Below are 16828 nucleotides of genomic sequence, written 5' to 3'. Positions count from 1 at the left end.
AGGAGTTAGTATGGATGTAAGAAATTGTAAAGAATGCGGTAAATTATTTAATTATTTAAGCGGTCCCTCTCTTTGTCCAGCCTGTATGAAGAAACTAGACGATAAGTATTCCATTGTAAAAGAATATATCTATGAAAATCCAGGCGCTAGTATTCAGCAAGTTTCTGAGGAAAATGATGTTTCCGTCGGCCAATTAAAAAAATGGGTGAGAGAAGAAAGATTGGCATTTTCAGATGATTCTTTGGTTGGGCTTGAATGTGAGAATTGTGGTACCATGATTCGAACTGGACGTTTTTGTAAGAATTGCAAAGACAAGATGTTAAATAAATTAGGGAATATCTATAAAGAACCCGCAGAAGAAGCAAGAAAGAATCTAAAAGATAGTGCAAGAATGCGATTTTTAGATCAGTAATAAAGCTGTTTTGACATAGTTAATTTTATAAGTGTTCCATTTTCGATACTTATGTGGAACACTTATAAAAGGCTATGTTAAAACAGCTTTTTTAGTCTGATGTATTTACTTTGGATCATTAGATTTAAGATTATCTTAACAGAATAGATAACATCTGAATCCTATTAAAAATATAATATTGATACTATACTTTTAATAATTCAATGAAATGCAGAATGGTTATTTTAACTTAATACCAGAATCCATAATTTCAATTTTTCCATTTTTCATTAAATGACCAATGGCACGCTTAAAAGCATTTTTGCTAAGATTAAATTCTTTTTTAATTTCTTCAGCATCACTTTTATCGTGATAAGGTAAGAAGCCATCTGCAGCTACTAATTTTTCATAGATGAGGTTGCAATCATCATCCATTTGTAAATATGCTTTTTGACGGAGGCTTAAGGTAAGCTTGCCATCTTCATGAACTAATACCACACGAGCTTCTATTTGATCCCCTGGTTTTACGGTATGAAATAGTTCGTTTTTAGGGATAAGAGCAGAATAACAATTATCAACTGCAACAAATGCGCCAAATGCATCGATAATTTCATAAACAGTTCCATGAACGATGTCATCACGTTTATACTCAGAATCTGTACGTAAAACATCATAAATTTTCATTGTAGCACATAAGCGCTTACTTTTATCAATATATAATTTTACTAAGACGGAATCTCCTACATTTACTTTGTAGGTTTGCTCTTTAAAAGGGAGTAATAAATCTTTTGCAAGTCCCCAATCTAAAAAAGCACCAATTGTGGATACCTCTTTTACAGTTAGAAGCGCAAAACCATCTAGTTCAAGTGGAGGTATCGTTGTTGTGGCAATTGGACGATCTTCGGAATCTTTATATATAAAAACCTCGTAAGTATCGCCAATGTTTGTATTTGGCTTTAGTTGATTTTTTGGAAGTAGTACCTTGCTAATCGGTAGATCAGCAACGCTCTTCTTTCTCGTATATTTGTCTTCTTCGTTACCACCGGCAAGGTAAACACCGAAGTCAGTAGTTTGCACTACTTGAAGTGTTTGTTTTTTTCCTAATAATATCATTTTTATGTGTCCTTTCTTTGTGTAAATTCGATTACAACATATGGGCGTTTGGATTCATCTGCTAATACAACAGTACATAAATTGTCCTGATAAGAAACAAATGGGAAAATGGTATCACCTAAGACTGCTGACTTTTTATAATCGGCGCGCATTTGGTAAATAATAAAATCATCCGGTAAATATTCTTCTGCCATTTTTATATATTCACAATTATTGACATGCATATTGGTATCAATATTGGATTTTACTACGAGGAAGGAATCTTTCGGATCTAATGATTGTGGTAATGGGATTTTACGATCAGCATACTCCATATCAAATTTTTCTTCTTTTCCATATGGCGCTGCATTTTCTTCTAAAACTTTTGTAGGTTTCCCTGTATTGGTATCAATTAGTATCCAAATGGAATTTGCAACAGCGGCAACTTGTCCATTCTCATCGTAAATAATAAAATTTCGATATCCATACATGCTGGAGAAATCATAAGCCCATGTACCTACTGTTATATTTTCTCCGAGTTTTGGATAACGATTCACAATTATTTGCCATGAACTAACCATCCATACACGATTCTGCGTATGTAATACATCTACGCCTAGTCCGATATCTTCCGATTGAAATGTTGAACAATCTTGGAAATAATTTATAATAGAAGATAAATCCATATACCTATTCTGAGCGATTTCGCTATATCTTACTCTGCTCTTAAAACTGTACATCTATCATCGCCTCCTTAGATTATACCTTTCATAATGCAGGTTCCCTTTATTATAGCATGATTTTATAAAAAAAAATATATATTTATAATCTACATTTTGGTAGAAAAGAGTACAGTAATTTGATATAATTGACAAATGACTTATTGAATCCTTAGATAGATTCAATATACAGAGGTAGGAACTGCGTAAGTCAGTAAAAATGACGAGAATATATAAAGCACATTTTTGTTCATTAAGAAAGGAGGTATTAGTGAGAGATGTTGCATTAAACCATATGTCTCACTAAGTTCATATGCAAAGAGTTAAGAAAATCAATTATGTATTTTTATGTACAGTATTAATAATGATGATATCGAGTTCAGGTCTGATACCTTTCGAGAAGTTTGTCCATACAAACACTCAATTATTAATAGTATCACAGCTTCTTATTATTATCCCATCTCTAGTTTATTTAATAACGAGTCGAATCAAGTATAAAGAAGCAGTTCGTTTTAAAAAGGTTCGACCAGCTAATGTTGTGTTAATCATTGTATTTACCTTTTTATTATTACCTGTTATGACTTTTATTAATGCACTTTCACAGTTGTATGCTGTAGACACAACAACAGATGTTATGACTTCCATTGCAGATAATAGTCCGTTTTTAATATCATTGTTTACCGTTGCCTTCATACCTTGTTTATTTGAAGAGTCCGTATACCGTGGTGTTATTTATAATGAATATTCCAGACATAATAAATTAGCTGCAATATTCTTAAGTGCATTTTTATTTGGTATTCTGCATGGAAATTTAAATCAGTTTACCTATGCATTTGCCATGGGAATTGTGTTTGCTTTTGTAATTGAAGCTACAGATTCTATTGTTTCAACAATGATTATCCATTTTATAATCAATGGAAATTCAGTGGTATTACTTTATTTATATCCAAAGTTTATAAAATATCTAGAACAAATGTATAATAGCGCAGTAGCAAGTGGTGACAGTTCTATGATTACAATGATTGAGAATGCAGTAGGTGGCAATAATTTTAATGTCAATGAAATCATGGATAGTGCTAGCGCTGCTGTAAGTGATTATACTTTAGGAAGTGTAATAGCAAGTTATGGTGTGATCGCGTTAGTTTGCGGTATCTTAGCTTTCTTAGTGTATCGAACCATAGCAATCAATGCAAATCGTTGGGATCATGTAAAAGCAATCTTCCAAAGAGAGCACAGAGACCGTGAAGAACGTTTTTTTGCAAAGAAAAACTTTCAGTATTTTGTACCCCTATATATCGGGATGGCAATATGTATTGTAAGCATGGTATTGAATGAACTTATCGTTCGAGGGATTATAAAAGCATAGATTGATTAGAAAGATAGATTATTAATAAAGATTTTAATGAAAAAAGTTGCTTATAAAAGAAGATGATTTCTGCTTCTTTTATAAGCAACTTTTTTAGATTTAGAAAAGAAGATACACCCATCTTCTTAATATAAACAACTTTTTAGAGATTAATAAAAGAAGATAAATTCGGCTTCTTAATATAAGCAACTTTTTAGATATTGATAAAAGAAGATAAATTCAGCTTCTTAAATACAAGTATCTTTTTAAATCCTTATAATAGAAAACCTTACTTCTTTATACACAACCTTTAAAATGTTTACAGTTTAATATCTACCGATTGCCCTAAATTAGGGGATACGGACTGTTCCATCATTTTAATCATTGCATCACTGGATTCTTCCACGGTATCTAAATTCATGGAAAGAACGGATGTGCTAACGGATTGCATAAGATTTGCTTGGCTTAAGCTCATGGATAACGCTGCTATGTCCATTGAAATGCCTCCTTTTGTACTCAAATTATCGTAAAGAACATGTTCCCTTGCATATTATGTCATTTGTTTGCTATAATAGCTATAGGAACATTAATTAGTTCCGTATATATTTATTAGAAGTTGTATAATAGCTTCTAATAAAAAGGTGCATATTCTGTACCGTCAAATTGCTTTAGCGACGTCATATAAAATAAGTAGTATTGTAAATGCTTATTTTTATATGCTAATATTATTATATCAGTTATAAATGGAAATAACTACATTTTTAATAAAATGTAAGCTAGGTATTTTGAATTATATTAAGATGCCGCTAAGTAACATAAAGATGTGAAGGAAAATACCTTCACAAAATTAATTGCCAGAATGTTCATAAGACATTTTAAAGGCAGGGTTGAAGGAAAATATAAAAAAGAAAGGTCTGCCAAATATATTTGTGTAACAAACATAGTATTCTTTCAACTTTTAAATGGCAGGTTAATAAAAGGGTATTGTTATGGATAAAAAAATTCATGATTTAATGATTATCGGTTCTGGCCCTGCAGGTCTTACTGCAAGCATATATGCAGCTAGAGCAGAGTTAGATACAATTGTAGTAGAAAAGGCACCAATGAGTGGTGGACAGATTATTAATACTTATGAAGTTGATAATTATCCTGGATTTCCAGGCATCAATGGGTTTGATTTAGGTATGAAATTTAGAGAACATAGTGATCATTTAGGTGCAAAACATATTATAGGTGAAGTGAAAGAATTCGCAGTAGAGGATAATCTTAAAAAAGTAGTGTTAGAAAATGGAGACGAGCACTACGCAAAGACAGCAATCATCTCTACAGGTGCTGTTTACAGAAAGCTTAATGTAAAAGGTGAAGCTGAGTTTTCAGGCATGGGAGTTTCTTATTGTGCAACTTGTGATGGTGCATTCTTTAGAAATCGTACCGTAGCTGTTGTAGGTGGCGGTGACGTTGCAGTAGAAGATGCTATTTTCTTAGCGAGAATTTGTAAGAAAGTATATGTAATTCATAGAAGAGATGAATTCCGTGCTGCTAAGACTTTATCAACAAGATTAAATCAGTTTGAAAATGTTACAATTCTATGGAATCATGTGGTTGATGAGATCAAAGGTAATGAGAAAGTAGAAGGCCTCGTAGTTAGTGATATTGTGGAAAATAAGCAATCTGAAATTGAAGTAGATGGTGTATTCGTAGCGGTTGGTATGATTCCTAATTCACAGTTATTTGTAGATACAGTTGCAACCAATAAACAAGGATATATTATCGCAGATGAAATGTGCGAAACTAATGTACCTGGTGTTTACGCTGCAGGGGATATCCGTACAAAGGAATTAAGACAGATCATTACCGCTGCATCCGATGGTGCGAATGCAATAACTTCGGTTGAGAGATATTTAAATTCCGTTGGCTAATTTAGTAGCAATAAAAGCTTATATTTATAAAACAAGTTATACGACAATAAGCTAAGTTATTCACACAATTGAATTTATAGGAACATATTTATCATAAAAAAGGACTGCTGTATGTTAGATACAGTGGTCCTTTTTTCTTACAAATAAGGGAAATAATGTTGGGTATCACTGACTAAAGCTGTTGATACATTCAGATAATTGTAGGAATATATTTAAAATGGTGGAAAATTAGATGTTGTCAAAAAGCCTATTGACATTGTACAATCTATACATAATGCACAAAATAGAGGAAAAGCTTTATTATATTTCGAAAATGGCCAATAATTTATCCCAAGTTTGTATTAAAGTTATCCACAATGAGAAAGCCTATTTTTCTAATCAAAAGAAGTTATACACAAAGTTATCCACATTATCCACAGTTAATAACCACATTAGTAGTTTAAGGAAAATCATTTTCTGTTCGAATGTTTGTTTTGTCATTTGTGATAAATTCACTAAAACGACCATTTTTTTAAATAGAAGTACTTGACAAATCTATTGTCGGAAAAAAGATAGAAATATGCTGGCAATTGTCATAATATTGTCGAATTAAAGTATAAATAAATGAAATAAAGAATATTCTAGTAGTATAAGGAGAAAAAGTTTTCCAGGATTATCTATACTTCGACAGTAAAATCATAGGGAATATTAAGAAGAAAGCTAGTAAGGACATGTACTAATTAGAGCTATGATATGCTTAATGCCGAAAATAGATGATATATTTAGAATTTGTAGTTACAATTGATAATAAAAATTAATACTTGCTGATAATTAACAATTATGTTATAATGGTGACAGCAGAAGAAATTGATGCTAAATTCAGACGAGAAGGAGTTGGGCAATATGCGTTATATAATTAGCGGTAAAAATATTGATGTGACAGAAGGACTCAAAGGTGCGATATACGAAAAAATAGGTAAATTAGAGAAATATTTTACACCAGAGACTGAACTCCATATTACACTAAGTGTTGAAAAGGACAGACAAAAAATAGAGGTAACTATTCCAGTTAAGGGAAATATTATTCGAGCCGAACAAGTAAGCAATGATATGTATGTATCGATTGATATGGTTGAAGAAATCATTGAAAGACAATTAAGAAAATATAAAAATAAGTTGATTGATCAAAAACAAGCGTCTATAAATTTTAATCAGGCATTTATTGATGATGATAATACTGAAGATGAAAGTATTAACATTAAGAGAGTGAAGAAATTTGCGATGAAACCAATGGATACAGAGGAAGCTTGTGTACAGATGGAATTGCTTGGACATAGCTTTTTTGTATTCCGTAATGCGGAGACAGATGAAGTGAATGTAGTTTATAAACGTAAAGGTAATTCTTATGGATTAATTGAACCAGAATTCTAGAGTTTAATCATTTAAGTGAATAAGTTAAGTGAACTGATTCTTATGCATAATATGTTTTTTAAATAATGCGTAGGAGTCAGTTTTTTGTTGTAAATCAAAGATTAGTAAAATTATGTTGAATAGTAGAATAGTAAATGTTACAATAGATAGGTATTAAAATGCGAGAAGATTCGTTTATATAGATTAGTATAAGTCGAGAAGATTCGTTTATATAGATTAATATAAAGCGATGAAGAGATGTTAGGAGTGAAAACGTCATGGGAATTTTTACAAAGATTTTTGGTACTCATAGTGAAAGAGAATTAAAACTTATTTATCCTTTGGTAGATAAGATTGAAAATTTAGAGCCTTCTATGGAGAAACTGACAGACGATGAATTGAGAAATAAAACGACTGAATTCAAAAAGCGTTTAAAGGATGGGGAAACTCTGGATGATCTTTTAGTAGAAGCATTTGCAGTAGTTAGAGAGTCTGCTAAGAGAACACTTGGACAAAGAGCGTATCGTACACAGCTTATTGGTGGAATTATTCTTCATCAAGGAAGAATCTCAGAAATGCGTACAGGTGAAGGTAAAACATTAGTATCAACATTCCCTGCATATCTTAACGCTTTGGAGGAAAAAGGTGTTCACATTGTAACTGTAAATGATTACTTAGCAAAACGTGATGCTGAGTGGATGGGACAAGTGCATGAATTCCTTGGATTAAAGGTAGGTTGTATTCTTAATAGCATGGATAGTGAGCAACGTAGAGAAGCGTATTCTTGTGATATTACCTATGCTACAAATAATGAATTAGGCTTTGATTATCTTCGTGATAACATGGTTATATATAAAAAGAATTTAGTAATGCGTGATTTACATTTTGCAATTATCGATGAGGTTGACTCCGTATTAATCGATGAGGCAAGAACACCATTAATTATTTCCGGTCAGAGCGGTAAGTCTACAAGCTTATATCAGGCATGCGATATTTTAGCAAGACAAATGGTTCGTGGTGAATCCACAGAACTTACTAAAATGGCAGCTCTTATGAAAGAAGATGTAGAAGAGACTGGTGATTTTATTGTTAATGAAAAAGATAAAAACGTTACTTTAACTGCAGATGGTGTGGAAAAAGTAGAACGTTTCTTTAAATTAGAAAATCTTGCAGATCCTGAAAACTTAGAAATCCAACATAATATTATTTTAGCGTTACGTGCTCATAACTTAATGGCGAGAGATAAAGATTATGTTGTTAAGGATGATGAAGTTTTAATCGTAGATGATTTTACAGGACGTATTATGCCTGGTAGAAGATATTCTGATGGTTTACACCAAGCGATTGAGGCAAAAGAGCATGTAATGGTTAAGAGAGAAAGTAAAACTCTTGCAACAATTACGTTCCAGAATTTCTTTAACAAATACGATAAGAAATGTGGTATGACTGGTACTGCACTTACAGAAGAAAAAGAATTTAGAGAAATCTATGGTATGGACGTTGTTGAAGTTCCAACAAACCGTCCAGTAGCGCGTATTGATAAAGAAGATGCTGTTTACCGTACAAAGGCTGAGAAATTAAAGGCAGTTGTAGATGCCATCGTAAGTGCTCATGAAGTTGGTCAGCCAGTTTTAGTTGGTACAATTACAATTGAAGCATCCGAAGAAATCAGCGCACTTTTAAAGAAGAAAAATGTACCTCACAAGGTATTGAATGCTAAATTCCATGAATTAGAGGCTGAAATCATTGCGGATGCTGGTCAAAAAGGAGCGGTAACAATTGCAACAAATATGGCTGGCCGTGGTACTGATATTAAGCTTGGTGAAGGTGTTCTTGAACTTGGTGGTTTAAAAATCATTGGTACAGAGCGTCATGAATCTAGACGTATTGATAATCAGTTACGTGGTCGTGCTGGTCGTCAAGGTGATCCTGGTGAATCTCAATTCTATATTTCACTTGAAGACGATTTAATGCGTTTGTTTGGTTCTGAACGTTTAATGACAATGTTTAAATCTCTTGGTATGCCTGAGGGAGAACAAATTCAACATAAGATGTTAAGTAGTGCAATTGAAAAAGCTCAGAAGAAGATTGAAGATAACAACTTTGGTATTCGTAAGAACTTATTAGAATATGACCAGGTAAATAATGATCAGAGAGAAATTATTTATGCAGAAAGAAGAAAGGTTCTTGATGGCGAAAGCATGAGAGACGCTATCTTTAAGATGATTACAGATACTGTTGAAAACTGCGTAAATACATGTATTAGTGATGATCAAATACCTGAAGATTGGGATTTAGTAGAACTTAATAGCTTACTTCTTCCTATTATTCCACTTGAGCCAATCCAATTAACAAGTGAACAGCTTAAGCATATGAAGAAGAATGAACTTTTACAGCAATTAAAAGAAGATGCAGTAAAATTCTATGAAGCAAAAGAAGCAGAGTTCCCAGAAAAAGAAGCGTTAAGAGAAATCGAACGTGTTATTTTATTAAGAGTAATTGACCGTAAGTGGATGGATCATATCGATGATATGGATCAGTTACGTCAAGGAATTAGCTTACAAGCATATGGACAAAAGGACCCATTAACAGAGTTTAAATTTATGGGATTTGATATGTTTGATGCTATGATTACTGCAATTGCAGAAGATACAGTAAAAGCATTAATGCATGTTCGTATTGAAATTAAAGTAGAACGTGAAGAGGTTGCTAAGGTAACTGGAACAAACAAAGATGAATCCGTTGCGAAAGCACCAGTTCGTAGAACTGCGAAGAAGGTTCAGCCAAATGATCCTTGTCCATGCGGTAGTGGTAAGAAATATAAATACTGCTGTGGAAAGAATGCGTAGAATTTAAAAGCGGAACTTATAGAAGTTGAAAAATTTTATATTTTTCAACTTTCTATTTAAGTGCGTTAATGTAGTCTAACATTTTTGTTAGTAATAAATATATTAAAATATCTGTTATAAAATAGGTGTAAATTTATATGACAAGAGGTGAGAGCAGTGGTTGAATTAGACCAATTTAAATATACACTTGGTACCTATGAGAAACCTCTAATCGAAGTGAGGGATTCACTTTGACCTCGCAAATAAACAGCTGAGGATTGAGGAAATTGAAGGAATCATGGAGGAACCAAACTTCTGGGATTCCACAGAAAAGTCACAAGCTTATATGAAGGAATTAAAGAATTTAAAGGATGTATTAGCTCATTATAACGGCATCAAGCAACAATTTGATGATATAAAAACCTTAATTGAAATGGGTTATGAAGAAAACGATCCGACCTTAATTCCTGAAATTCAAGAAGAAATGGACCATTTTATCGAAGAGTTTGAAGAATTAAGATTAGATACTTTACTCTCTGGTGAATATGATAAAGATAATGCAATTCTTACATTACATGCAGGTGCAGGCGGTACAGAAAGCTGTGATTGGGCAAGTATGTTAGCACGTATGTATCAAAGATGGGCAGATAAAAAAGGATATACTACTGAGATTCTTGACTTTTTAGATGGTGAAGAAGCCGGGTATAAGTCAATTACTATGCAGATCAATGGAATGAATGCATATGGACATTTAAAATCGGAGCGTGGGGTGCATCGATTGGTTCGTATTTCTCCATTTAATGCGGCTGGTAAAAGACAAACTTCCTTCGTTTCTTGCGATGTCATGCCTGATATTGAAGAGGATATTGATATCGAAATCAATGATGATGATTTACGTATTGATACGTATCGTTCTAGTGGTGCAGGTGGTCAGCACGTTAATAAAACATCTTCAGCGATTCGTATTACTCATTTACCAACAGGAATTGTAGTGCAATGTCAGAATGAAAGATCCCAATTTCAAAACAAAGACAAAGCAATGCAGATGTTAAAGGCAAAATTGTATTTGAAAAAGCAAGAAGAAAACCAAGCGAAAGAATCTGGAATTCGTGGAGAAGTGAAAGATATTAATTTCGGAAATCAGATTCGTTCATATGTACTACAGCCTTACACTATGGTAAAAGACCATAGAATGAATGCAGAGGTTGCCAATGCTCTTAGTGTATTGGATGGTAACATTGATCCATTTATTAATGCTTATTTAAAATGGATTAATACAACAGACAACAATAAAGAGTAAGGCCAGGAGGAGGAAGATATGGAAGCAACAAAGCAGGTAATTTTTAAATTGGGGGATGAGGAGTATGGTTTTGATATTATGCTTGTAAATGCAATCGAAACATACACTGGAGTTGTACCTGTTCCAAATGCTCCGGAATATATCTTAGGCATCTTAAACTTAAGAGGTGATGTCATTCCTGTTTATAGCTTACGCGTTAAATTTGGATTGCCTAAGCAAGGAAGTAATGGTTCTCAGCTAATTGTTACGAGATCTAAGGGCATGCTAATTGGATTTCAAGTAGATTTTGTACATGAAATCGTAGAAATTGGGGAAAAGCAATTAAGTGAAGTACCAGTGATCGTAAAAAGCGAGAAAACTGCATATTCAAAAGCGGTTGCTAACATAGGTGGTAGAATGGTTATTTTATTGGATCATGATGGCATTCTTAATGCAGCAGAGCATAACTCTATTACGGCTTTAGTGGAGAAACAGCTTGTTTAATCGGATTCAGTGGTAGATTAGGATTCGATATTAAATTTAAGTAAATTAAGTTGTATTAATATAAATATAATTAATATTAGAATAATTAATATAAGAATAATTTGTATAGGATCAATGATTTCGTTGGTTTTAATATTTATTATTTTACAAAGGCTATAGGGATGATGTAAACGATGATTGCGTTTGCCTCATCCCTATTTGATTTAAAAACAGAACAAACATTCGAAAAATGGATTGAATATTAATTTTTAGTATGCTATAATATCAAGATAGTGAATGGATTACGTGAAAATTGTGGATATTACAAATAGATTTATAGAGGATAGGGGGATAGGCATGGATCATTTTAAATTAGTTTCGGAGTATGAACCGACGGGTGATCAACCAGAGGCGATTGCAGAACTTGTGAAAGGTTTTGAAGAAGGAAATCAGTTTCAGACATTACTTGGTGTAACTGGTTCTGGTAAAACCTTTACAATGGCAAATGTAATTCAAAAATTGAATCGACCTACGCTTGTTATTGCACATAATAAGACACTAGCTGCTCAGCTGTATGGAGAATTCAAAGAGTTCTTCCCAGAGAATGCAGTAGAATATTTTGTTTCCTACTATGATTATTATCAACCGGAGGCGTATGTACCGTCAACGGATACTTATATAGAAAAAGATTCGGCAATCAATGATGAAATTGATAAATTAAGGCACTCTGCAACCGCAGCTTTAACAGAACGAAGAGATGTAATTATTGTTGCCAGTGTTTCTTGTATTTATGGTTTAGGTAGCCCGATTGACTATCAGAACATGACAGTTTCATTGCGTCCAGGAATGATTCGGGATAGAGACGAGATTTTAAGAAAATTAGTGGATATTCAGTATACAAGAAATGATATGGATTTTAAGCGTGGAACATTTCGTGTACGTGGCGATGTTGTTGAGATTTTCCCGATTAATAGTTCAGATACTGCGTACCGTGTTGAATTCTTTGGCGATGAGATTGATCGTATCACAGAAATTGATGTATTAACTGGTGAAATCAAATATACATTGGAACATATGATTATCTTTCCGGCCTCCCATTATGTAGTTGCGCCGGATAAATTAGAGGCTGCCATTAAGAACATTGAGATCGAGTTAGAGGAACGTATCAAGTATTTTAAAAGTGAAGACAAGCTATTAGAGGCACAAAGAATCTCGGAACGAACAAATTTTGATATTGAAATGTTACGTGAAACGGGATTTTGTTCTGGTGTTGAAAATTATTCCATGCATTTAGCTGGATTAACTCCAGGTAGCACACCTCACACATTAATTGATTACTTTCCAGATGATTTCTTAATTATTGTAGACGAGTCCCACATTACAATACCACAGGTAAGAGGTATGTATGCAGGTGACCAGGCAAGAAAATCAACCCTTGTGGATTACGGATTTCGTTTGCCTTCAGCAAAAGATAATCGACCACTTAACTTTGGTGAATTTGAAAGCAAAATCAATCAGATGATGTTTGTATCTGCAACTCCAAATGTTTATGAGCGTGAACATGAATTAAAGAGAGTAGAACAAATTATTCGTCCGACGGGATTATTGGATCCATTGGTTGAAGTTCGTCCGGTAGCAGGACAGATTGATGATTTGATCGGTGAAGTGAATAAGGAAATCTCTAAGAAAAACAAGGTATTGGTTACTACATTAACTAAGCGTATGGCTGAGGATTTAACGGATTACATGCGTGAGGTTGGTATCCGTGTGAAGTATCTGCACTCTGACATTGATACATTGGAACGTTCTGAGATAATTAGAGATATGCGTATGGATGTGTTTGATGTATTGGTTGGTATTAACCTGCTACGAGAAGGTCTTGATATTCCTGAAATTACATTAGTAGCTATCTTGGATGCTGATAAAGAAGGTTTCTTACGTTCTGAAACTTCATTAATACAGACGATTGGTCGTGCGGCTCGTAATTCAGAAGGACATGTTATCATGTATGCCGATAAGATGACGGATTCTATGAATAAAGCGATCCAAGAGACAAACCGAAGAAGACAAATTCAAGATCAGTATAATAAGGAACATGGCATTACCCCTCAGACAATACAGAAGAAAGTTCGTGAATTGATAACTATTTCAAAGAAAGTTGCGAAAGAAATGTATGATATGGGCAATAAGGATTTAGAGTCCATGAATCGTAAAGAACTTGATGCGATTGCTAAGAAAATTACGAAAGAAATGCATACCGCAGCAGCAGAACTTAATTTCGAACTTGCAGCTGAGTTACGTGATAAGTTATTAGAAATTAAGAAACATATACAAGAACTAGAGGGATAATCACGAGATAATTATTCTAAGTTTTAAATGATTTATAAAAGTTTATTAGATAGATGAGGACAATAATATGGCTGATAAAAAGCACTATATTAAAATTAGAGGTGCAAAGGAACATAATTTAAAGAATATTAGTGTTGATATTCCAAGAGATGAATTTGTAGTTTTAACTGGCCTTAGTGGTTCTGGAAAGTCATCTCTAGCATTTGACACGATCTATGCAGAAGGTCAAAGAAGATATATGGAATCCTTATCCTCTTATGCAAGGCAATTCTTAGGACAAATGGAAAAGCCCAATGTGGAGAGTATTGAAGGATTATCTCCTGCTATTTCCATTGACCAAAAGTCTACCAATCGAAATCCTAGATCAACAGTAGGTACCGTAACAGAAATCTATGACTACTATCGTTTACTTTATGCAAGAATCGGTATCCCTCACTGTCCAAAGTGTGGGAAAGAAATCAAAAAACAAACCGTTGATCAGATGGTTGATGAGATTATGAAGTTACCGGAAGGTAGCAAAATTCAGTTACTTTCTCCAGTCGTACGTGGGAGAAAGGGTGAGCATGTAAAGGTATTTGAACAGGCTAAGAAAAGTGGCTATGTTCGTGTTATGGTAGATGGTAATTTATATGAATTAAGTGAAGAAATTAAGCTTGAAAAGAATAAAAAACATAACATAGAAATCATAATTGACCGTTTGGTTGTAAAAGCAGGAATAGAGAAGAGACTTTCTGATTCCATCGAAAGCGTTCTTAAGTTAAGCGACGGATTACTTATTGTAGATGTAATCGGAGGAGAAGCACTTAACTTTTCACAGAGCTTTTCCTGCCCAGATTGCGGTATAAGTTTGGATGAATTAGAACCAAGAACATTTTCCTTTAACAATCCATTTGGAGCGTGTCCAGAATGTCATGGTATTGGTATTAAGATGGAATTTGCAGAGGAACTATTAATTCCTGATACATCTTTAAGCATTGCAGAAGGAGCAATTGCGGTTCTTGGCTGGCAATCCGTTACAGATAAGACAAGCTACACTCGTTGTACGATGGATGCCCTTGCGAAAGAATATAATTTTGATTTAAATACACCTTACAAAGATTTACCAAAGGATATTCAGCATATGATTATGCATGGTACCGATGGTAAGACAGTTAAGGTAACCTACCGTGGACAGCGCGGGGAAGGCGTTTATGATGTTGCCTTTGAAGGTTTGATTAAGAACGTTGAGAGAAGATACCGTGAAACGGCATCTGACGCTACAAAACAAGAATACGAGACATTTATGAACACGACTCCTTGTAAAGCATGTGGTGGAAAACGTTTAAGAAAAGAAGCCTTAGCGGTAACCGTTGGTGATAAGAATATTTCAGAAGTAACAGAGCTATCTATACGTGATTTACAAGAGTTTATGGATCACCTTGAACTTAGCCCGATGCAAATGAAAATCGGTGAACTTGTTTTAAAGGAAATCAAAGCTAGAATTGGATTTTTAGTTGATGTAGGCTTGGATTATCTTACATTAGCAAGAGCAACCGGAACTTTATCTGGTGGTGAAGCACAGCGTATCCGTCTGGCTACGCAGATTGGTTCAGGCTTAGTTGGTGTTGCATATATTCTTGACGAGCCAAGTATTGGGCTCCATCAAAGGGATAATGATAAGCTATTAAAGACATTAAAGCATTTAAAAGATTTAGGAAATACATTAATTGTAGTAGAACATGATGAAGACACAATGTTTGCTGCGGATTATATTGTAGATATCGGACCAGGTGCAGGTAGCCATGGTGGTGAAGTAATCGCTACTGGTACGGCACAAGAAATCATGCAAGTAGAGGAGTCAATCACTGGAGCATATTTAAGTGGACGTATTAAGATTCCGGTTCCTAAAGTTAGAAAGGAACCTACTGGCTTCTTAACCATTAAAGGTGCGAAAGAAAATAATCTTAAGAATATCAATGTAGATATTCCACTTGGAGTATTAACATGTATTACAGGTGTTTCTGGTTCTGGTAAGAGTTCCTTGATTCGCGAAATCTTATACAAACGTTTGGCTAGAGATTTAAATCGTGCCAGAGTGATCCCTGGAAAGCATAGCGAGATGATAGGTTTAGACCAACTGGATAAGGTAATTGATATTGACCAATCACCAATTGGTAGAACACCTCGTTCCAATCCAGCAACTTATACAGGCGTGTTTGATCAGATTAGAGACTTATTTGCGTCTACACCAGATGCGAAGATGCATGGCTATAATAAAGGCCGTTTTAGCTTTAATGTAAAAGGTGGACGTTGTGAAGCTTGTAGCGGTGATGGTATTCTAAAAATTGAAATGAACTTCTTACCAGATATTTATGTTCCTTGTGAAGTTTGTGGTGGAAAGCGCTACAATCGTGAGACATTAGAAGTACGTTATAAAGGTAAGACGATTTATGATGTGCTTAATATGACTGTGGAAGAAGCTGTGAAGTTCTTTGAAAATGTTCCATCCATTAAGCGTAAAATCGAAACATTAAATGACGTTGGATTATCCTATCTAAAGCTTGGGCATCCTTCTACCTCTCTTTCTGGTGGTGAAGCACAGAGAATTAAGTTAGCTACAGAACTTAGCAAACGTAGTACTGGTAAGACGATCTATATTTTAGATGAGCCTACCACTGGACTTCATTTTGCTGACGTTCATAAGTTAATTGATATTCTTCACCGTTTAGTGGAAGGTGGAAATAGTGTTGTTGTTATCGAGCATAACTTAGATGTGATTAAAACAGCGGATTATATTATAGATATTGGACCAGAAGGCGGAGATAAAGGTGGTACAGTGGTTGCAACTGGTACTCCAGAAGAAGTGGCTAAGAATAAGAAATCGTATACTGGTCAGTATGTAAAGAAATATTTAAGTGAGTAAGTAATTAGTTATTAGAACTGGTTAGGGTGTTAGGTTGACATCCTAACCAGTTGTTGTATATTGGATAATAAATAGTATTAAATGTTAGAGCTACTGGCTAGGATGGTTAGAAAGAAGTTAAAGAAGAATGCG

12 protein-coding genes are annotated in these 16828 nt (G+C 34.1%); 9 read left to right on the top strand and 3 right to left on the bottom strand.

Features of this window, described 5'->3' with window-relative positions; genetic code table 11:
• Positions 1-10 precede the first annotated feature (10 nt).
• Complete coding sequence (locus tag BN4220_RS00615; protein WP_066712063.1) at positions 11-412, top strand: flagellar protein; 402 nt, start codon at positions 11-13, stop codon at positions 410-412.
• Positions 413-631: 219 nt separating this feature from the next.
• Here the strand turns inward: BN4220_RS00615 and BN4220_RS00610 are convergent, their stop codons facing one another.
• Together BN4220_RS00610 and BN4220_RS00605 are read right to left on the bottom strand one after the other, a co-directional pair.
• The gene (locus tag BN4220_RS00610; RefSeq protein ID WP_066712062.1) at positions 632-1504 is read right to left on the bottom strand and encodes a CvfB family protein; all 873 of its coding nucleotides are present in this window, start codon (positions 1502-1504) and stop codon (positions 632-634) included.
• A 2-nt stretch (positions 1505-1506) separates the two neighbouring features.
• A complete protein-coding gene (locus BN4220_RS00605) occupies positions 1507-2223 on the bottom strand; it encodes an acyl-[acyl-carrier-protein] thioesterase (RefSeq protein ID WP_066712060.1) in 717 nt (238 codons plus the stop codon).
• Between the two features lie 343 nt (positions 2224-2566).
• On the opposite strand from BN4220_RS00605, the gene BN4220_RS00600 reads away from it, so the two are divergent.
• Complete coding sequence (locus BN4220_RS00600; RefSeq protein WP_197467869.1) at positions 2567-3568, top strand: CPBP family intramembrane glutamic endopeptidase; 1002 nt, start codon at positions 2567-2569, stop codon at positions 3566-3568.
• Positions 3569-3866: 298 nt separating this feature from the next.
• Here the strand turns inward: BN4220_RS00600 and BN4220_RS19665 are convergent, their stop codons facing one another.
• Positions 3867-4043, bottom strand: a complete 177-nt coding sequence (locus BN4220_RS19665; protein WP_082811925.1) for a YjfB family protein — start codon at positions 4041-4043, stop codon at positions 3867-3869.
• A 493-nt stretch (positions 4044-4536) separates the two neighbouring features.
• Here BN4220_RS19665 and trxB point away from each other — a divergent pair, with 493 nt between their 5' ends.
• From trxB to uvrA, 7 genes are all read left to right on the top strand, one after another.
• A complete protein-coding gene (gene trxB / locus BN4220_RS00595) occupies positions 4537-5466 on the top strand; it encodes a thioredoxin-disulfide reductase (RefSeq protein WP_066712058.1) in 930 nt (309 codons plus the stop codon).
• A gap of 882 nt (positions 5467-6348) precedes the next feature.
• Positions 6349-6876, top strand: coding sequence for a ribosome hibernation-promoting factor, HPF/YfiA family (gene raiA, locus BN4220_RS00590; protein ID WP_066712056.1), 528 nt, complete (start codon positions 6349-6351; stop codon positions 6874-6876).
• A 257-nt stretch (positions 6877-7133) separates the two neighbouring features.
• Entirely contained in the window at positions 7134-9704 is a 2571-nt protein-coding gene (gene secA, locus BN4220_RS00585; RefSeq protein WP_066712054.1) for a preprotein translocase subunit SecA, read from the top strand.
• A gap of 156 nt (positions 9705-9860) precedes the next feature.
• A protein-coding gene (prfB, locus tag BN4220_RS00580; protein WP_197467868.1) for a peptide chain release factor 2 occupies positions 9861-10983 on the top strand; the annotation gives its coding sequence in 2 pieces (ribosomal slippage) (positions 9861-9932 and positions 9934-10983; 1122 coding nt in all).
• 18 nt (positions 10984-11001) lie between these two features.
• Entirely contained in the window at positions 11002-11466 is a 465-nt protein-coding gene (locus tag BN4220_RS00575; RefSeq protein ID WP_066712050.1) for a chemotaxis protein CheW, read from the top strand.
• A gap of 336 nt (positions 11467-11802) precedes the next feature.
• Positions 11803-13794 (top strand): excinuclease ABC subunit UvrB, encoded by a 1992-nt coding sequence (gene uvrB, locus BN4220_RS00570; RefSeq protein ID WP_066712049.1) that lies wholly within the window; start codon positions 11803-11805, stop codon positions 13792-13794.
• 67 nt (positions 13795-13861) lie between these two features.
• Complete coding sequence (gene uvrA / locus BN4220_RS00565; RefSeq protein WP_066712047.1) at positions 13862-16696, top strand: excinuclease ABC subunit UvrA; 2835 nt, start codon at positions 13862-13864, stop codon at positions 16694-16696.
• Positions 16697-16828: the final 132 nt, after the last annotated feature.

Origin of the sequence: Clostridium sp. Marseille-P299 (assembly GCF_900078195.1) — a bacterium.
Taxonomy (GTDB): Bacteria; Bacillota; Clostridia; order Lachnospirales; family Lachnospiraceae; genus Lachnoclostridium.
Note: the sequence above shows the minus strand (reverse complement) of the source record. Positions and strands in the feature narration are given on the sequence as shown.